Raw genomic sequence first — 17,189 nt, 5'->3', positions numbered from 1 at the left:
CCGCCGCCGATCCTGTCGGAGCGCTCACAAAACTTTATTGTTACCCATATTGCCCTTCGCCTCGTGAAGGCAGTCGTCATCTCGCTCGACGCCGAGCTCATCTGGGGGGTATCACGACCACTACCCCGAGCGTCGCCGGTACCACCTCGACCGGATGCGGGACGTCCGCGAGACGTGGCGCTGGCTCGTTGACCTGTTCGAGCGGGGGAACGTCCCGACGACGTGGGCGCTCGTCGGCCACCTCTTTCTGAAACGCTGCGGCGGCGTCCCCCCCCCGAGATACCGGCCGTGTTGCGGTCGCTGGTCGAACAGCCCCACTTCGACTACCCCTCGCTGGACGACCCCGACCCCTTCTTCGCCGACCTGTGGTCGACGGTGTCGCGGATCCGCTGACCGGCCCGCCCGGCGACTCACTCTCCGTGCGCATGGACCGCTAGCTTCAACCTCGGGGGCCGTCCACACCGGACACATGCGCGTCGTCGTCCCCTATCGCGTCGCGGACCCGAAGACCCGGCTCGCGGACCTGCTGGACCGCGAGGAGCGGCCGGCGTTCGCCCGGGCGATGCTCGACGACGTCCTCGGGGCGGTTCGGGCGGCGGGCCACGACCCGACGGTGCTCGCCACCGAACCGTTCGACTGTCCCGCTCGGGTGCGGGTGGACGACCGGTCACTCTCGAGGGCGGTCGACGCCGTCGTCGACGAGTCGCTCCCGGAGCGCCCGGTCGCGGTCGTGATGGCGGACCTGCCGCTCGCGACCCCTCGCGCGCTCGGTCGCCTGTTCGAGACGGACGGCGACGTGGTGGTTGCGCCGGGGCGCGGCGGCGGGACGAACGCCCTCGTCGTGCGCGACTCCGCGTTCCGTGCGGACTACCACGGCGCGTCGTTCCGCGACCACCGGCGGGCCTGCGAGACGGCGGGCCTGACATTCGAGACGGTCGACTCCTACCGACTCGGGACGGACGTCGACGAACCCGCGGACCTCGTGGAGGTGCTCCTCCACGGTGAGGGGACCGCGCGGCGGTGGCTCGACGACCACGCGTTCGACGTCGAGACGGGCGACGGTCGGGTCCGCCCGGTGCGGCGCGAACGGGGGTAACAGCTTTGTCGTGTCGTGCGTTGTCGTAGCACGCGCGGACGAGTCCGTCGCCGCGGCTCCGCCCGGCCCGGCACCCGTCCACTCGTGCGCGCACGGAAGCCCGTCTGCAGTCACGTAGCCACGCTGTCGCCGGGATCCACCCGGACTGACAGCCTTTTGTACCTCCGCACGCGACGACAGAGCGTGATACCGGGTGCCGCGGCGTACGGCGTCGACGTGCGAATCGAGGAGGCGGCCGTCGAGCGGGCGCTCGCGGTGACGCCCGTCGAGGTGGCGAGCGCCGACGAACTCACCTTCGCGCGAAACGTCTTCCTGCCGCTGACGACCGCCTGTCGGTACACCTGCACGTACTGTACGTACTACGACGTGCCGGGACAGGCGTCGCTGATGACGCCCGAGGAGATCCGCGAGACCTGTCGGACGGGCGCGGACGCGGGGTGTACCGAGGCGCTGTTCACCTTCGGCGACGACCCCGACGACCGCTACACGGCCGTCCACGACCAACTCGACGAGTGGGGCCACGGCTCCATCCACGAGTACCTCCGCGAGGCCTGCGAGATCGCACTGGAGGAGGGCCTGCTCCCCCACGCCAACCCCGGCGACCAGACGCGCGAGCAGATGGAACTCGTCGCGGACCTGAACGCCTCGATGGGGGTCATGCTGGAGACCACCGCCGAGGTGCAGGCCCACGGCGGCCCCCGGGCGAAGTCGCCGGGCCAGCGGCTGGCGACGATTCGGACGGCGGGCGAACTCGGCGTCCCCTTCACGACGGGCATCCTCGTCGGCATCGGCGAGGACTGGCGCGACCGGGCGGAGTCGTTACTGGCCATCCGCGAGATGCACGAACGCTACGGCCACGTCCAGGAGGTCATCGTCCAGCCGGTGGTGGACAACGAGCGCTGGCGCGGGGGGACGCCGGACCTCGCGACGATGCGCCGCGTCGTTGCGATGGCCCGCGCGGTGCTCCCCGAGGCGGTGAGCGTGCAGGCGCCGCCGAACCTCGCGCCGGTCCGTGACCTCCTCGACTGCGGCATCGACGATCTGGGTGGAGTGTCGCCGGTGACGGACGACTACATCAACCCCGACTACGCGTGGCCGGCGCTGCGCGAACTGGAGGACGTCGCCGACTATGGGGGCGTCCCCCTGCGCGAACGCCTCCCAATCTACGAGCGGTTCGTCCCCGAGTGGTGCTCGCCCCGAATCAGGGAGGCCCTCGAAGCGGACGACGCCGCAGGCGAGCGATACCGGGCGGTCCTCGAGTAGAGCGAACAGGCGGTGCGCGGCGCGTCCACGGGGCGGGACACCGCACACCCGCAGACCGCCCCGTGGCGACGGTCAGGTCACGGGGCGTCTGGCCCCCTCCCGGTGTAAAAGGGTTCGCCGTCAGTCGTCGGCGGGCGCGACGGGCGCGTCCATCAGGGGTGTCCCGTCCGCCTTCGGGCCGAGCATGGGGCCGAGGAGGTCCGTCTCGGGGTCGATGGGTCGGTGCTGGCGGTAGTCCGTCGAGCGCTCGACGGGCCGCCTGCCGATTGCGGTTATCATCTCGACGTACTCGCGGACCGAGCGGAACTCGCCGAACTCGCCGCCCGCGCGCTTGGTTATCTCCTCGGAGAGGATGGTCCCCATGAAGTCGTTCGCGCCACACGAGAGCATCTTCAGGCCGAGTTCGTCGCCGAACTTCACCCAGGAAGACTGCAGGTTTTCGACGTTGTCGAGGTAGAGTCTGGAGACGGCCATCAGCAGTTCGTCCTCGTCCTGCGTCGCCCCGCTGTCGATGATACCCTTCTCCGCGAGCGGGGTGTTCGCGTGGACGAACGAGAGCGGGACGAACTCGGTGATGGCGCCGGTGCGGTCCTGCAACTCGCGGACCACGTCGAGGTGCATCACGCGGTGGCGCTCGTTCTCGACGTGGCCGTACATGATGGTCGCGGTCATGTCCATCCCGACGCGGGCGGCGGCCTCCATCGCGTCGACCCAGTCGCCGGAGCGAATCTTCTGTGGGCAGATGACGTCGCGCACCTCGTCGACGAGAATCTCGGCGGCCGTGCCGGGGACGGAGTCGAGGCCCGCCTCGCCCAGTTCGCGGTAGACCTGCTCGTAGGACCAGTCGGTGCCGCGCTTGCCGTGGTAGGCCTCCTCGGGCGTCATCGAGTGGACGTGGACGCCGTCGACGGCCATCGCGCGAATCTGCTCGACGTACGTGCCCGGGTCGGTCCGGTAGCGCGAGGCGGGCTTGTAGTTCGGGCCGCCGTTCGCCTCGAGGACTTCGAGGTGTTCGTCGTTCAGCGCGAGCGCAGGGTGGAGACCGGAGACGGAGGTGACCTCGTAGATGCCGCGTTCGACGGCGTCGCTCACGATGCGTCGGGACTCCTCGGGGGTCTTCGTGAACCCCTGTGCCTCGGGCGGGGGGACCTCCCCTTCAAATTCGCCCGCCGGGTCCTTGAAGTTACAGAACAGACAGCCGGTGTTGCACGCCGTCGTGACGTTGTTGTTCAGGTTCGCCACGAACGTCACGTCCTCGCCGACCACCTCGGCCCGGCGCTGGTCGGCGGCTTCGAGGACCAGTTCCTTTCGCTCGGGGTCGATGCCCTCGAACTCCGTGCCGGTGGTGAGCAGTTCGACGCCGTCGTCGACGGTCAGTCGCTCGCCGGCCCGCGCCTTCGCGAGGGCGTTCTCGAAGGACTGGTCGGACGGGGGCGTGTGCGCGAAGTGGAATCGGTCGCGGGGGACGTTCGTCGGTCGGTACCGGCCCATTGGGGGTACTGGCGAGGCCGGCGACATAACGTCTCCGGGTGGTCCCCTCCCGTCGGCACGGTGACGGGACTGTCTACCCCCCGGTAGCACCCCAATGCCATGAAGAACCGTGATATTACCTCGACCCCTTCCTGTCGGTGGTGTAAGATATGGCAGTAGAGTTTAGAATCGTCGACGACGAGGCGATACAGGCGTTCGAGGAGGGGTTCCGCGGGTCGATTCTGCGCCCCGGCGACGACGCCTACGACGAGGCCCGCTCCATCTGGAACGCGATGATCGACCGCCGCCCGGCGCTCGTCGCGCGGTGTGCGGGCGTCGCGGACGTGATTCGCTCGGTGAACTTCGCGCGCGAGCACGGCCTCCCGCTGGCGGTCCACGGCGGCGGGCACAACATCGCGGGCAACGCGGTCTGTGACGACGGCCTCATGCTGGACCTCTCGCCGATGAGGTCGGTGCGCGTGGACCCGGAGGCGCGTATCGCGTGGGCGGAACCGGGCGTCACCCTCGCGGAGTTCGACCACGAGACGCAGGCGTTCGGCCTCGCCACCCCCCTCGGCATCAACTCCACGACGGGGCTCGCGGGGCTCACCCTCGGCGGCGGGTTCGGGTGGCTCTCCCGGTCGCTCGGGCTGACCATCGACAACCTGCGGGCGGTCGAACTCGTCACCGCGCGCGGCGAACTCGTCCACGCCAGCGAGGACGAACACCCCGACCTGTTCTGGGGCGTCCGGGGCGGGAGCGGGAACTTCGGGGTCGTCACCGGCTTCGAGTTCGACCTCCACGACATCGGGACGGCGGTCCTCTCGGGGCTGGTCGTCCACCCGTTCGACGACCCGGCGGCTCTCCTCCGGCAGTACCGCGACTTCGTCGCCGAGGCACCGGAGGAACTCTCGGCGTGGGTCGTCCTCCGGCACGCGCCGCCGCTCCCGTTCCTCCCCGAGTCGGTCCACGGCGACCTCGTGGTGGTGTTCGCCGCCTGCTACGTGGGGGACGCGGTGGAGGGTGAACGCGTCCTCGCCCCCCTGCGCGAACTGGGCGACCCCATCGCGGACGTGATTTCGCCCCACCAGTACACCGCGTGGCAACAGGCGTTCGACCCCCTGCTCACCGAGGGCGCGCGCAACTACTGGAAGTCACACTACTTCGCGGCCCTGTCGGACGACGCCATCGACACGTTCGTCGAGCACGCGCGGACCATCCCCTCGCCGCTGACCGAGATATTCATCGGGCACCTCGGCGGGGCCATCAACCGCATCCCGAGCGACGCCACCGCCTACCCGCACCGCGACGCCGAGTTCACGATGAACGTCCACGGGCGCTGGGAGTCGCCCGAGAGGGACGACGAGGTCGTCGCGTGGGCGCGCGCCCTCCACGAGGCGCTCACCCCCTACGCCACGGGCGGCGTCTACGGCAACTTCGTCCCCGAGCGCGAGGGCCAGGAGCACGCCGTCTACGGCGAGAACTACGACCGACTGGTCGAACTCAAAGACGAGTGGGATCCCGAGAACCTGTTCTCGATGAACCAGAACGTCGCCCCCTCGGCCCGACCCGGGGACGCCCGGCCCGCGAGATAGCACGCTCGTGCATGGAAACGCCTTTCTTTTGGGACATAAATACACGTTCATGACCAGCGTCAAGGAGTTCCGCGTCGACGAGGCGGCGACGCGGGAGCGACTCGGTCGGGGCGCGTTCGTGTTCACCGACGCCTACTCGGTGTTCGACTGGGGGCAGATGCCCGACCCGATTCCGGGGAAGGGCGCGTCGCTCTGTGCGATGGGCGCGGCCAACTTCGAACTGCTCGAGAGCGAGGGCGTCCCCACCCACTACCGGGGCGTCGTCCCCGGGGACGACGAGGACCCGGTCTCCCTCGACGACGTGGAGGACCCGCCCCGCGAGATGGCCATCGACCTCACGCAGGTCCCCGACCTGCCCCACGAGGGCCGCAAGTACGACTACGAGGCCTACCACGACGCCGCGGGCGAGAACTACCTCGTCCCCCTCGAAATCGTCTTCCGGAACACCGTCCCCGTGGGGTCGTCGCTCCGGTCCCGGACGACCCCCGGGGCGGTCGGCCTCGACCACTCCGAGTGGCCCGCGGAGGCCGTCGACCTGCCCGAACCCGTCGTCGAGTTCTCCACGAAGTACGAGGAGTCCGACCGCTATCTCGCCCGCGAGGAGGCCGACGCCATCGCGGGCGTCGCGGACATCGAGGCCCTCGAATCGGTCGCCCACGAGGTGAACCGCCTCGTCACCGACCGCGCCGCGGAGGCCAGCCTGACCCACGAGGACGGCAAGATCGAGTGTCTCTACTACGATGGCGAGATACGGGTGGCCGACGTGGTCGGCACCTTCGACGAGAACCGCTTCTCCTACGAGGGACAGGAGGTGTCCAAGGAGGTCATCCGCCAGTACCACAAGCGCACGCAGTCCGAGTGGGTGGCGGCCGTCGAGACGGCCAAACGCGAGGCGAAAGCGCGCGACGTGGCCGACTGGCGCACGCTCTGTGACCGCGACCCCGAACCGCTCTCGGAGGCCGTTCTCGAAACCGCGAGCGACCTCTACACCGCCGGCGCGAACGCCTATCTCGGCCGGGAACTGTTCGACGCGCCGTCCATCGAGCGGGCGGTGGCGGCGGCCCGGGACCTCTGAACGGGAGTTGTTATCAGAGAAGACTTTTACCGACACCTCGCGGACGTGTCACGATGCGCCGACGCCGCGCCCTCCACCTCGCGAGCGGCCTCCTCGCCGGGTCGCTCGCGGGTTGTACCGCCCTCGGTGACGCCCTCACGGGTCCTCGCCGCTACGAACGTGACGCCCCAGTCGACAGCCGTTCTGTCGGGCCGTGGCCCACGCTGGGCCACGACGCTCGTCGGAGTGGCTACGCACCCGACGTGAGTGGTCCCCCGGCGGATGCGTCCGTCTCGTCGGTCGTGGACGCCGGACTGTACCCGGAGATGCAACCCGTGCTCGCTGCTGACACGCTCTACTACGGCGCGAACCGCCGAGACGCGGACGGGTCGAGTTCCAGGGGACCGTTCTCCGGGTTCGTCGCCACCGGATTCGACGGAACCGAGCGGTGGACCGTCGCCGAAAGCAAGGGGCTGGCGACGCCGACCGTCGTCGGGGACGCGGTGTTCACCACCAGCGCCGGGAATACGCGCGCCCTCGACCGCCGGGACGGGTCGCTCTGCTGGCAGTACGACGTCGGCTACGGCTCCCCCGGGGCCTCGCCGACCGTGCTCGACGGGACGGTGTACGTCACCGACGGCGAGGTGACGGCCCTCGACGCCCGGACCGGCGAACGGCGGTGGGTCGCCGAGGTCAACACGGCCAGTCCACAGGGCACCGCCGCGACGCCGGACCTCGTCGCCGCGACGAGTGGCAGCGGCGGTGAGGGCGGCGCGTACGGTATCGACCCCGCCGACGGCACCCTGCTGTGGAATGCTGGGGCAGTCGGCGAGAGCTACGCACCTCCCGTCATCGGCGACGGGCGAGTGTTCGTCGTCACGACGGACGGGACGCTCCACGCGCTCGATTCGGCAGATGGCTCGCCTGTCTGGAGACACGAACTGCGACGGTCCGCGTACGAACGTGTCACCGTGGCCGAGGAGATGGTGTACGTCAAGGGGACGAACGACAGGACACTGTTCGCCCTCGACACCGTCGACGGGACCGAGCGGTGGTCGGTCGAGTTCGACGCGGGAGCGCCGCGTCTCGTCCCGACGGTCGCCGCCGACCGCGTGTACGTCGCGGAGGGTGTGGACCACGGGGCCGTCTCTGTCCTCGACGCCGCAACCGGGGACCGACTGAACAGGTACGACCTCCCGTCCGCGCCGACGACGGGACCGGTCGTCGGCGACGGGTTCGCCGTGGTCGGTACCGGCCGCCACTCGTCAGAGGGTCGGCTCGTCGTACTCTCCTGATCCTCTCAGTCGTCCGCTTCCGAGGGTTCCGCCAGTCCCGACCGGTCGACCGGCCCCTCGGGGTTCGCCGCCTGCGCCTCGCTCGAGAGGCCCAACTGGTACTCCCCCTCGCCCTCGTCGCGGAGGTGCGTGCGCCCGTGGTACACCGTGAGCGCGTCGTCGAGGTGGAGTTTCACGGCCTCGACGAGGGCGTCGGCCTCCAGTGGCTGGCCGCGCCGCGTCAGTTCCTCGACGCTCGCCCCGTCGGGCACGTCGAAGGCTCGCTGGGCGACGATGGGCCCCTGGTCGAGGTCGGTCGTCACGTAGTGGGCGGTGACGCCCGCGATGCGGACGCCCTCCTCGCGGGCCTGCCGGTAGGCCTCCGCGCCGGGGAACGCCGGGAGGAGCGAGGGGTGGACGTTGATGATGCGGTCCTCGTAGCGGAAGACGACGTTCGGCGAGAGGATGCGCATGTAGCGCGCGAGGACGATGAGGTCCACGTCGTGTTCGTCGAGGATGTCGAGCAGCCACTCCTCGTCGGGCGTGCCCGACCCGTCGCCGATGTCGTAGAAGGGGATGCCGGCGTCCTCGGCGACGTCCGCGAGGTGGTCGTGGTTGCCCACGACGACCGACAGTTCGGCGTCGATGTCGCCGGCCTCCCGGGCCTCGACGAGCGCCTCCAGACAGTGTGACTCCTTCGTGACGAGGACGGCGATGCGGTCGGTGTCCCGGTCGCCCGGGAAGCGCACCTGGATGTCCTGACCGAGTTCGTCGCCGAGGTCGTGGAGCGCCTCGCGGAGCGTCTCGGGTTTGACGACCATCTCGCTCGTGTCCACGTGGAGGGTCATCCGGAACACCCCGCCCTGAACGGCCTGGTCGAGGTCCTCGACGTTCGCGCCGCGCTCGAACAGGAGCGTCGTCACGCGGGCGATGATACCCTTCTTGTCGTCGCCGACGACGGTGACCTCCGCGAGTTCGCGGGTCACGCCGCCACCTCACGCCGCACGCGCAGTCCGCTGGCGAGTCGGTTCATATCCACCCGTGGATGCCGGTCGGTAAAAAGGCACGCCGGCCCGCGCGACCCGGAGTCACGGGACGGGAGGGGACGCGCGAGGGGCCACTCGACTTGTACACGAACGTGCCCACTCGAAGGAACCCACAAGGGTTTTGATGCACGACCTCGCCATCTCAGGTGATGACCGCCTACACGGCGACCGTCACCGTCCGCCTCAAGCGGGGGGTGCTCGACCCGGAGGCCGAGACGACCAGGCGCGCCCTCGACCGACTCGGCTTCGAACTGGAGGGGCTCCGGTCGGCCGACCGCTTCGAGATCGACCTCGACGCCGCGAGCGAGGAGGCCGCCGCAGACCGCGCGGGGGAGATGGCCGAGCGACTGCTCGCCAACCCGACCATCCACGACTACGACGTGGCCGTCGCGGAGCGCTGAGATGGTCGCCATCCTCCAGTTCGGCGGGTCGAACTGCGACCGGGACGCCGAACGCGCCCTCGCGCACGTCGGTATCGACGCCCGCCGCGTCTGGCACGAGGACGGCCTCCCCGAGGACGCCGACGGCGTCCTCCTGCCCGGCGGCTTCTCGTACGGCGACTACCTCCGGGCCGGGGCGATGGCCGCTCGCGCCCCCGTGATGGAACAGGTCCGCGAGGCCGCCGCACGGGGAACGCCCGTCCTCGGTGTCTGCAACGGCGCGCAGATCGGCTGCGAGGCCGGCCTCACCCCCGGCGCGTTCACCACCAACCGGAGCGCCCGGTTCCAGTGCGAACCCGTCCACCTGCGCGTCGAGAACGCCGACACGCCGTGGACCCGCGCCTACGACGAGGGGGACGTCCTCTCCATCCCCATCGCCCACGGCGAGGGTCGGTTCGAACTCGGCGGGGAGGAACTCGCCGACCTCGAATCCGAAGACAGGGTCCTCTTTCGCTACTGCGACACCGACGGGGCCGTGACGGACGCCGCCAACCCCAACGGGTCGGCGGACAACGTCGCGGGCGTCCTCGGCGACCGCGACACCGTCGCCGTGATGATGCCCCACCCCGAGCGCGCCACCCTGCCGCACCTCGGCAGTACCGACGGACAGGGCGTCCTCCGGGGCTTCTCGAACTGACGGCCCTCTTCTCCGGCCACCTCCGCGACGACCGACCCGTCGCGCCCCCGCCGACGGGTCAGACGGCGGGCGCTCGCCGCCCGTCCAGTATCCGCCTGACGGGGGGCGGGGCCATGACGGGCGTGCCGATGGCGATGAGCACCACCGTCGGGTAGGCCGCCTCGTTCAGGACGCCGATGCGCAGGCCGACCGTGGCGCCGGCCGTGACGAGAAGCGTCCGGCCCGGCTGGGCGCGGACGACGCGGAGGTCGGTCTCCATGCCCACGACGGTCATCAGGACGACGAGCGCTACCGCCGACACGCCCGTCAGGGGGACGGCGTCCCGCGGGAACAGGTCGGCGTACACGCCGGGCGCGAGGGGGCCGAGCGCGGACGGCCCGAGGAGGACGCCGGTGAGCAGTTCGCCGACCACCGGCGGCGCGCCCGCGCGCCGGGCGATGCCCGCGAGCGGGGTCGCCACCGCGAGGACGACGTCGAGCTGTGCGAACAGGAGCGCGAGCGCGTCGGCTTCCGCGAGTCCGGGTGCCACGCGTTCGCCCACGCGCTCCCCGCGCGCGACGGGCGGTCGACGCCCCGGCTGGTCGGTCGGACGGGGTGGGTCAGCAGAACGAGGGTTCCGTCGGACCCGCGGAGCCGGGTCGTCTCAGTGCGTCAGCGGCATCCCGTAACTCGTCTCGCGTTCGAGCACCGCCTCCCACGTCGCCTCGCACTCGCAGGACACCTGCTCGAAGACGCTCGGGTCCTGCCTGAGGTCGAAGTCCTTGATGGCGCGCTGGACCCGGTCGTCGCACTCCCCGCAGTTGTGCGCGCCGCGGTCGGAGCCGTGACCGACGGGGTCCGAGACGACGATGGCGTCGGCGTCGGCGGTGCGTTCGAGGACGGCGGCGACCGACCAGAGCCACGGCGGGCGGTACCCCCCATCGTGGTACAGTTCCTCGACCATCGTGTGGCGCTGGACGTTCGTCGGGTTCATCGAGACGGTGTGACAGCCCTCGACGGCCGAACAGCGCTCGACGGAACTGACCATGTCCTCCAGCGCCTCCCGTTCGGTGAGGAAGGGCGGCTTCATCAGGAGGTAGGCCTTGACCCCCGCGTCCGCCTCGCGGGCCTCGGCGCAGGCGTCCTCGAAGTCGGCGAAGTCGAAGTACTTGTTGACGCAGTCGCGGCGCACGCGGTCGGTGGCCGTCTCCAGCCCGACCGCGACGTCCGTCTCCAGCCCTCTCCCGGTGAAGTCCGCCAGCTTCTCCCGGTCGACGAAGTCCGGGAGGGACTCGACGACCATCCGCTCGCGGTCGGCGAACGTCTCCGCGATGGCGTCGCGCGTCTCGGCGGGCACCTCACGCTCGTCGAGGAAGCTGCCGGAGGTGTATATCTTGATTAGCTCGCTCTCGTCGTCCGCGTTCTCGCTCTCGTGGTCGAGACACGCCTGCACCTGCGTCATCAGGTCCTCGTGGGCGACGGTGCCGCCCTCGACCGACTCGGCGACGTAGCCACACATCGTACAGCCGCCGGCGCGCGCCCAGCGACAGCCGCCGGTGTTGAGGATGATGGTCAGCGACTGGCGGACCCCGTCGGGGGTGTTGTCCTCGTCGATCCAGACGCGGGTGGGTTCGCGCGGGTCGTAGGTGCGGTCGTTGCGCGAGCGGACCTCGCGCATCACGCTGTTGTGCGCGTCCATCCCTCGCCCCTGTTCGTAGACGTCGGGGTCCGGCGTACTCATTGGCCGGGGTAGCCGACCGGCGGGTAAAGCGCCTTCGTCTCTCGCCGTCGCGCTCACCAGAACGAGACGGGCCGCAGGCGGGCGGCGACCAGTCGCCAGCCACCGGCGGCGAGGAGCGCGCCCGTCCCGTTCGCCGCGGCGTCCGCGACGTCGAACGACCGGGCCGGGAGCATCCCCTGGACGAGTTCGATGCCGAACCCGTACCCCGCGGCGACCGCCACGGCGACCGCGAGGCCGGCGAGGACCGTGCGCTCGGGCCGTCCGTCCCCGGGGACCGTCCGCGGGACCATCGCGTAGGCCAGCGCCCCCGTCAGGCCGCCGTAGCCCAGCGCGTGGAGCCACTTGTCGAGGGGCAGGAGCCCGAGCGGACCGAGCGGCGTCGGCCCCGTCGAGGGCGGGTCGACGACGGACGCGAGGAGGATGCCGCCCGCGACGAGGCCGACCAGCCCGTAGCGGACGAGCGGGGGCGTGAGGGGGAGCGGGACCCGACGTGCCATACCCGACTCTCGGTGTGGCCCGTGCTAAACGGACCGGTTCGTCGCCGTCGACCGGACGAACGACCCACAGCGGACGGGGCTGGCGACGGCCACCGAGGAGCGCGGCGGCGGAATCTGCCCCTCGGTGGCCCGTCGTCGGGGGAAATCGGCCCCGGTCGTCGCGACACGAAACCGATTCCGGTTGCGCACTAATGTCAAGTCCTAACACCGCTCGCCCCCATGTGTAACTGTAAGCTATTACCATGACTGAACTCGGCGGATTCCAAGACCACGTGGCGCGCGTCGACCTGTCCTCGGGCGACGTGAACTACGAGAGCATCGACGAAGAGGACGCCAAGAAGTACATCGGGGCGCGCGGCCTCGGCGTGAAGTACGTCTTCGACAACGGGACCGACGTGGACCCGATGAGCGACGAGAACCTGCTGGCGATGATGAACGGCCCGCTGACGGGCACGCAGGTCGTCATGTCCGGGCGCATCGCCATCTGCACCAAGTCGCCGCTGACGGGTACCGTAACCGACTCCCACCACGGCGGCTGGTCGGGCGCGCGCCTCAAGTGGGCGGGCTTCGACGGCCTCCTCTTCGAGGGCAAGAGCGAGGACCCGGTCTACGCCGTCATCGAGGACGGCGAGGTCGAACTGCGCGACGCCTCCCACCTCTGGGGGATGGGCTTCCACGAGACCCGCGACACCCTCGAGGAGGAGTGCGAGGGCTCCTACGGCAAGAACATGTCCGTCATGGGAATCGGGCAGGCCGGCGAGAACGGCGTCAAGTACGCCTGCATCATGAACGAGGACGACCGCTCCTCGGGCCGCGGCGGCACCGGCTGCGTGATGGGCAACAAGAACCTGAAAGCGGTCGTCGTGAAGTCGGGCACGAAGATGCCCAAACCGGCCGACCCGGACACGTTCAAGAAGGGCCACCAGCAGGCCATGCAGGTCATCCAGGAGTCGGACGTCACCGCGCCCAACGAGGGGGGCCTCTCGCTGTACGGGACGAACGTCCTCATGAACGCGACCGAGGAGATGGACGGCCTCCCCGTCAAGAACGGGAAGTACACCTCGACGCGGTCGTTCCGGGAGAACGAGGGCGGCGACATCGACGCCGAGGAGGTCTCGGGGGAGAACGTCCGCGAGAACATCCTCGTCGACGAGCCGACCTGCCACTCCTGTCCGGTCGCCTGCAAGAAGGAAGTCGAGGTCACCACCTCCCACAAGGGCGAGGACCTCAACGTCCGGATGGAGTCCTACGAGTACGAGTCGGCGTGGGCGCTCGGCCCCAACTCGATGCACACCGACCGTGACCGCATCGCGGTCATGATCGACCAGTGCAACAACTTCGGGATGGACACCATCGAGACGGGCAACATCATCGCCATGGCCATGGAGATGACCGAGGAGGGCAAACTCGACGGCCTCGGCGAGGGCATCGAGTGGGGCGACGTCGAGTCGATGATCGACCTCATCGAGGACATCGCCAACCGCGAGGGTGACCTCGCGGAGCACCTCGGCGAGGGTCAGAGTCACATGGCCGAGGAGTTCGACGGTCACGACAACCTGCTCTCGGTCAAGGGGCAGGCCATCGCGGCCTACGACCCGCGCTGCATGAAGGGGATGGGCATCGCCTACGCCACCTCCAACCGCGGCGCGTGTCACCTGCGCGGGTACACCCCTGCCGCCGAGATTCTCGGCATCCCGGAGAAGGTCGACCCGTACGCGTGGGAGGGGAAGGGCGAACTCACCGCCACCTTCCAGGACCTCCACGCCATCTCCGACTCCTTCGACATCTGCAAGTTCAACGCCTTCGCAGAGGGCATCGAGGAGTACGTCATGCAGTACAACGGCATGACGGGCCTGGACGTGAGCGAGGAGGAGCTCATGACGGCCGGCGAGCGCGTCTACAACCTCGAACGCTACTACAACAACCTCGCCGGGTTCGACGGGAGCGACGACACCCTGCCCGGTCGGTTCGTCGAAGGCCACGAGAACGCCGTCCCCGGTCAGGGCGGCAGCGAGGGCTCGCTCTGTGAGCTCGACCGGATGAAAGAGGAGTACTACGAGCACCGCGGCTGGGTCGACGGCGTCGTCCCGGACGAGAAGCTCGACGACCTCGGCATCGACGTCGGTCCCGGCACGGGCGTCTCCAGCGGCGGCGACGCGGCGGCCCCGAGCGACGACTAGTCCAGCCCACGGTCCGGGTCCGTATCGCTCGACGACTCCCACTTCTTTCGACCGACGCACGACACGCGCCGAGCGACCGCGCCGGCCCGCACCGCCCGGCAGTTCCACTCGACGGTAGGCTACGCTTTCCCGCTGGAACGCCAACACACCCTATGTCGAGGTACGAGGCCACCTTCGAGGTCGATTCGAGAGCGGACGCGGAAGCGGTCAGACTCCTCGTGGAGCGGGCCTACGACGCCCTTCGAGAGGAGATACGGGACGTGTACGGAGAGGACGCGCCCCCCGTCGGGACGCTCGAAGCCTTCGAGGCGATTCGAGACGCGACGAGACGCTCCGCTCCGGGGACGCTGCGGGTCCGGTACGACCAGCGCGACGGGGGCTTCGAGCGCTGACCAATCGGCGCTCTCCGGGCCCCGGATCGGCTACGCGAGGTTGTAGTGGCGGCTGAACACGTCGACGCTCGATTTGAACAGACCGAGGACGACCGGGCCGAAGAACAGACCCATCGGACCGAAGGCGACGGCCGCGCCGAAGACGCCGACGAGGATGACCGCCGGGTGTAGCGATGTGGCGTGGCGTTCGACCAGGAACGCCCGCAGGTAGTCGTCGGTGAGGGCGACCACCGTGAGGCCGTAGACGGCCAGTCCCACGGCTGCGAACAGGCGGCCCTCCGCGAGGAGGTAGACGATGGCCCCGCCGATGACGGGCGCGACACCGATGACCGGCACCAGCGCGAGGAACGTCATCGCGAGCGTCCAGAGCGCCGCGTTGGGGATGCCGAGGGCGAGGAGGCCGAGGCCGGCGACGAGGCCCTGCGCGATGGCGACGAGGACGTGGCCCTTCAGGACGGCCCACGTCATCTCCTCGGCGGCCGCGAACAGTTCCCGGCCCACGGCGTCGGGCAGGGGGGCGACGCCGCGAATCCACTGGACGAGCGACGGGCCGTCCTTCAGGAGGTAGTACTCGACGAACAGGAGGAGCAACAGGCCGAGCACCGTGTGGACGCCCGACCCGACGATGGCGGGGGCCTGCCCGGCGATGAGGTCCGGAATCTGTCCGGCGAGCGTGCGAAAGCGCCCGCCGAGTTCCACGTCGATACCGAGGCGCGTCCGGAGCAGTCGTTCGACGGACTCCAGTGCGGGGATGGCCGTCTCGCCCTCCGTGAGCGTCGAGACGTCGCTCGCGACGACGAAGACGAACGCCCCGACCGGCAGGAGGACGGCGAGGACGGTGCCGACGACGAGGAGGCCTGCCGACAGGTGCGACCCGACGGCGTCCGACGCCCGGGCGTGGAGCGGCCGGAGGACGAACGCGAGGAGCACCGCCGCGAGCAGGTAGGTGAGAAACGGCTGGACGATGAGCCACGCGAGGAGGGCGAGGACCACCACCAGACCGGCCGAGAAGACGACGCGGGCTGAGAGTGTCATCGGTGTCCGCCGGAAGTTGCGGCGGACACGAGAAAAAGGCCGAGGGTGGGGTGAGCAAGCCCGGCCGCCGGGACGACGCCCGCACGAGGGTTTATGTGGGGGCTCTCGAGAATCGTGACTATGGGTACCAAAGAGCAGGTTGCGGCGCGCATCGAGGACCGCGAGGCGTCCATGGTCGAGTTCCTCTCCGACCTCGTCGCGGCGCGGACGGTGACCGGGAACGAGGGGCCGGGACAGGAACTGCTGGTCGAGCGATTCGAGGCGCTCGGGCTCGAACCCGACGTCTGGGAACCGGACCCCGGGCGACTGCGCGACCACGAGGGCTACTTCGAGACGTCGTCGTTCGCGCGGGTGGGCTACGAGGGCCGACCGAACGTCGCGGCGCGCCTCGCGGGGAGCGGGGACGGCCCGACGCTCGCGCTCAGCGGTCACGTGGACGTCGTCGACGTCACCGAAGACGAGTGGGACCACGACCCGTGGGCGCTGACCCGTGAGGGCGACCGACTGTTCGGCCGCGGCGCTGCGGACATGAAGGGCGGGCTCGCGGCGATTCTGCTCGCCGTCGAGAGCCTCCGGGACCTCGACGTCGACCTCGCGGGCGACCTGCTCTTGCTCTCGACCATCGAGGAGGAGGACGGCGGGGTCGGCGGCACCCTCTCGGCGCTCGAACGCGGGTACGTCCCCGACGCCGCCCTCGTCGCGGAACCCTACGGCGTCCCGAACGTCGGCACCGCCAGCGCGGGCGTGATGTACTTCCGGGTGACCGTCCCCGGGAAGAGCGCGCACGCCGCGTGGGGCCACGAGGGCGTCAACGCCATCGGGAAGGCCACGGAGGTGTACCGGGCGCTCGACGACCTCGACCGCGAGCGGAAGGCGCGCATCGACTACGAACCAGCCTATCGGGCGACCCCCGGGCTGGAGGGGAACGTGACGAACATCAACCTCGGGACGATACGCGCCGGCGACTGGCCCTCGACGGTGCCCGCCGAGGCCGTCGTCGAGGGGCGCGTCGGCTGGCCCCCCGGCGAGAGCCGCGAGGAGGTCCGCGAACAGGTCGAGGGTGCGGTCGACGCGGTGGCGACCGACGACGGGTGGCTCGCCGACAACCCGCCGCGCGTCGAGTGGTTCGGGTGGCAGGCCGCGCCCCACGAGGTGCCGGAGGACTGCGAAATCGCCACCCGCGCGAAACGGAACGCGGAGGCGGCGACCGGGCGCGAGGGCCAGTTCATCGGCGGCAGCGCCGGACTGGACGAGCGGTTCTACGAGCGCTACTACGACGTCCACGCGGTGTCGGTCGGCCCGGAGGGAGAGCGCCTCCACGGGGCGGACGAGACCACCACCGTGACCTCCCTGCTGGAGACGGCGACGACCCTCGCGTGGACCGCCCTCGACTACTGCGGGGAGGCGACCGACGACTGACCCGCGCCCTGCCGAGGGTGGCGCGCCGCGGGGAGTCGGTCCGCCCGTCGACGTGTCACCAGTATAATCAC

Annotated in this window: 16 protein-coding genes; 10 read left to right on the top strand and 6 right to left on the bottom strand. The window is 70.1% G+C overall.

The window, feature by feature from the left end; genetic code table 11:
* Positions 1-469 precede the first annotated feature (469 nt).
* Both cofC and cofG read left to right on the top strand, forming a co-directional pair.
* The gene (gene cofC / locus NKG96_RS15480) at positions 470-1,096 is read left to right on the top strand and encodes a 2-phospho-L-lactate guanylyltransferase (protein WP_254536071.1); all 627 of its coding nucleotides are present in this window, start codon (positions 470-472) and stop codon (positions 1,094-1,096) included.
* A gap of 183 nt (positions 1,097-1,279) precedes the next feature.
* Positions 1,280-2,359 carry a 7,8-didemethyl-8-hydroxy-5-deazariboflavin synthase subunit CofG gene (cofG, locus tag NKG96_RS15475; protein WP_254536070.1) on the top strand — a complete coding sequence of 360 codons (1,080 nt, stop codon included), beginning with the start codon at positions 1,280-1,282 and terminating at the stop codon, positions 2,357-2,359.
* A gap of 120 nt (positions 2,360-2,479) precedes the next feature.
* Here the strand turns inward: cofG and cofH are convergent, their stop codons facing one another.
* On the bottom strand, positions 2,480-3,850 hold the full coding sequence (cofH, locus tag NKG96_RS15470) for a 7,8-didemethyl-8-hydroxy-5-deazariboflavin synthase subunit CofH (RefSeq protein ID WP_254536069.1): 1,371 nt from the start codon (positions 3,848-3,850) through the stop codon (positions 2,480-2,482).
* A 149-nt stretch (positions 3,851-3,999) separates the two neighbouring features.
* Here cofH and NKG96_RS15465 point away from each other — a divergent pair, with 149 nt between their 5' ends.
* The 3 genes from NKG96_RS15465 to NKG96_RS15455 are packed head-to-tail and all read left to right on the top strand — an operon-like array spanning position 4,000 to position 7,773.
* On the top strand, positions 4,000-5,424 hold the full coding sequence (locus NKG96_RS15465; RefSeq protein WP_254536068.1) for an FAD-binding oxidoreductase: 1,425 nt from the start codon (positions 4,000-4,002) through the stop codon (positions 5,422-5,424).
* Between the two features lie 49 nt (positions 5,425-5,473).
* On the top strand, positions 5,474-6,499 hold the full coding sequence (locus NKG96_RS15460; protein ID WP_254536067.1) for a phosphoribosylaminoimidazolesuccinocarboxamide synthase: 1,026 nt from the start codon (positions 5,474-5,476) through the stop codon (positions 6,497-6,499).
* Between the two features lie 53 nt (positions 6,500-6,552).
* On the top strand, positions 6,553-7,773 hold the full coding sequence (locus NKG96_RS15455) for an outer membrane protein assembly factor BamB family protein (protein WP_254536066.1): 1,221 nt from the start codon (positions 6,553-6,555) through the stop codon (positions 7,771-7,773).
* 5 nt (positions 7,774-7,778) lie between these two features.
* On the opposite strand, the gene NKG96_RS15450 is transcribed toward NKG96_RS15455, so the two are convergent.
* Complete coding sequence (locus tag NKG96_RS15450) at positions 7,779-8,738, bottom strand: formyltetrahydrofolate deformylase (protein ID WP_254536065.1); 960 nt, start codon at positions 8,736-8,738, stop codon at positions 7,779-7,781.
* Positions 8,739-8,947: 209 nt separating this feature from the next.
* Here NKG96_RS15450 and purS point away from each other — a divergent pair, with 209 nt between their 5' ends.
* Positions 8,948-9,199: a phosphoribosylformylglycinamidine synthase subunit PurS gene (gene purS / locus NKG96_RS15445; protein WP_254536064.1), complete on the top strand. Its 252-nt coding sequence runs from the start codon at positions 8,948-8,950 to the stop codon at positions 9,197-9,199.
* Position 9,200: 1 nt separating this feature from the next.
* Complete coding sequence (gene purQ / locus NKG96_RS15440; protein WP_254536063.1) at positions 9,201-9,875, top strand: phosphoribosylformylglycinamidine synthase I; 675 nt, start codon at positions 9,201-9,203, stop codon at positions 9,873-9,875.
* 58 nt (positions 9,876-9,933) lie between these two features.
* Here the strand turns inward: purQ and NKG96_RS15435 are convergent, their stop codons facing one another.
* The 3 genes from NKG96_RS15435 to NKG96_RS15425 all read right to left on the bottom strand — a co-directional run bounded on the left by NKG96_RS15435 (position 9,934) and on the right by NKG96_RS15425 (position 12,092).
* A complete protein-coding gene (locus tag NKG96_RS15435; protein WP_254536062.1) occupies positions 9,934-10,404 on the bottom strand; it encodes a cation:proton antiporter domain-containing protein in 471 nt (156 codons plus the stop codon).
* A gap of 114 nt (positions 10,405-10,518) precedes the next feature.
* On the bottom strand, positions 10,519-11,595 hold the full coding sequence (locus tag NKG96_RS15430; RefSeq protein ID WP_254536061.1) for an archaeosine biosynthesis radical SAM protein RaSEA: 1,077 nt from the start codon (positions 11,593-11,595) through the stop codon (positions 10,519-10,521).
* A gap of 53 nt (positions 11,596-11,648) precedes the next feature.
* Positions 11,649-12,092, bottom strand: coding sequence for a VanZ family protein (locus tag NKG96_RS15425; protein WP_254536060.1), 444 nt, complete (start codon positions 12,090-12,092; stop codon positions 11,649-11,651).
* Positions 12,093-12,334: 242 nt separating this feature from the next.
* On the opposite strand from NKG96_RS15425, the gene NKG96_RS15420 reads away from it, so the two are divergent.
* Positions 12,335-14,272 (top strand): aldehyde ferredoxin oxidoreductase family protein, encoded by a 1,938-nt coding sequence (locus tag NKG96_RS15420; protein ID WP_254536059.1) that lies wholly within the window; start codon positions 12,335-12,337, stop codon positions 14,270-14,272.
* Positions 14,273-14,424: 152 nt separating this feature from the next.
* Positions 14,425-14,664, top strand: coding sequence for a hypothetical protein (locus NKG96_RS15415; protein ID WP_254536058.1), 240 nt, complete (start codon positions 14,425-14,427; stop codon positions 14,662-14,664).
* Positions 14,665-14,694: 30 nt separating this feature from the next.
* Here the strand turns inward: NKG96_RS15415 and NKG96_RS15410 are convergent, their stop codons facing one another.
* The gene (locus NKG96_RS15410; RefSeq protein WP_254536057.1) at positions 14,695-15,699 is read right to left on the bottom strand and encodes an AI-2E family transporter; all 1,005 of its coding nucleotides are present in this window, start codon (positions 15,697-15,699) and stop codon (positions 14,695-14,697) included.
* A 120-nt stretch (positions 15,700-15,819) separates the two neighbouring features.
* On the opposite strand from NKG96_RS15410, the gene NKG96_RS15405 reads away from it, so the two are divergent.
* The gene (locus tag NKG96_RS15405) at positions 15,820-17,118 is read left to right on the top strand and encodes an ArgE/DapE family deacylase (protein ID WP_254536056.1); all 1,299 of its coding nucleotides are present in this window, start codon (positions 15,820-15,822) and stop codon (positions 17,116-17,118) included.
* Positions 17,119-17,189: the final 71 nt, after the last annotated feature.

Origin of the sequence: Halomarina litorea (assembly GCF_024227715.1) — an archaeon.
Taxonomy (GTDB): domain Archaea; phylum Halobacteriota; class Halobacteria; order Halobacteriales; family Haloarculaceae; genus Halomarina; species Halomarina litorea.
Note: the sequence above shows the minus strand (reverse complement) of the source record. Positions and strands in the feature narration are given on the sequence as shown.

Bases quoted from the DNA above. Each gene is read 5' to 3' on its own strand.
- cofC (WP_254536071.1), top strand. From the start codon at position 470: ATGCGCGTCGTCGTCCCCTATCGCGTCGCGGACCCGAAGACCCGGCTC.
- cofH (WP_254536069.1), bottom strand. From the start codon at position 3,850: ATGGGCCGGTACCGACCGACGAACGTCCCCCGCGACCGATTCCACTTC.
- NKG96_RS15465 (WP_254536068.1), top strand. From the start codon at position 4,000: ATGGCAGTAGAGTTTAGAATCGTCGACGACGAGGCGATACAGGCGTTC.
- NKG96_RS15460 (WP_254536067.1), top strand. From the start codon at position 5,474: ATGACCAGCGTCAAGGAGTTCCGCGTCGACGAGGCGGCGACGCGGGAG.
- NKG96_RS15455 (WP_254536066.1), top strand. From the start codon at position 6,553: ATGCGCCGACGCCGCGCCCTCCACCTCGCGAGCGGCCTCCTCGCCGGG.
- purS (WP_254536064.1), top strand. From the start codon at position 8,948: ATGACCGCCTACACGGCGACCGTCACCGTCCGCCTCAAGCGGGGGGTG.
- purQ (WP_254536063.1), top strand. From the start codon at position 9,201: ATGGTCGCCATCCTCCAGTTCGGCGGGTCGAACTGCGACCGGGACGCC.
- NKG96_RS15430 (WP_254536061.1), bottom strand. From the start codon at position 11,595: ATGAGTACGCCGGACCCCGACGTCTACGAACAGGGGCGAGGGATGGAC.
- NKG96_RS15425 (WP_254536060.1), bottom strand. From the start codon at position 12,092: ATGGCACGTCGGGTCCCGCTCCCCCTCACGCCCCCGCTCGTCCGCTAC.
- NKG96_RS15420 (WP_254536059.1), top strand. From the start codon at position 12,335: ATGACTGAACTCGGCGGATTCCAAGACCACGTGGCGCGCGTCGACCTG.
- NKG96_RS15415 (WP_254536058.1), top strand. From the start codon at position 14,425: ATGTCGAGGTACGAGGCCACCTTCGAGGTCGATTCGAGAGCGGACGCG.
- NKG96_RS15410 (WP_254536057.1), bottom strand. From the start codon at position 15,699: ATGACACTCTCAGCCCGCGTCGTCTTCTCGGCCGGTCTGGTGGTGGTC.
- NKG96_RS15405 (WP_254536056.1), top strand. From the start codon at position 15,820: ATGGGTACCAAAGAGCAGGTTGCGGCGCGCATCGAGGACCGCGAGGCG.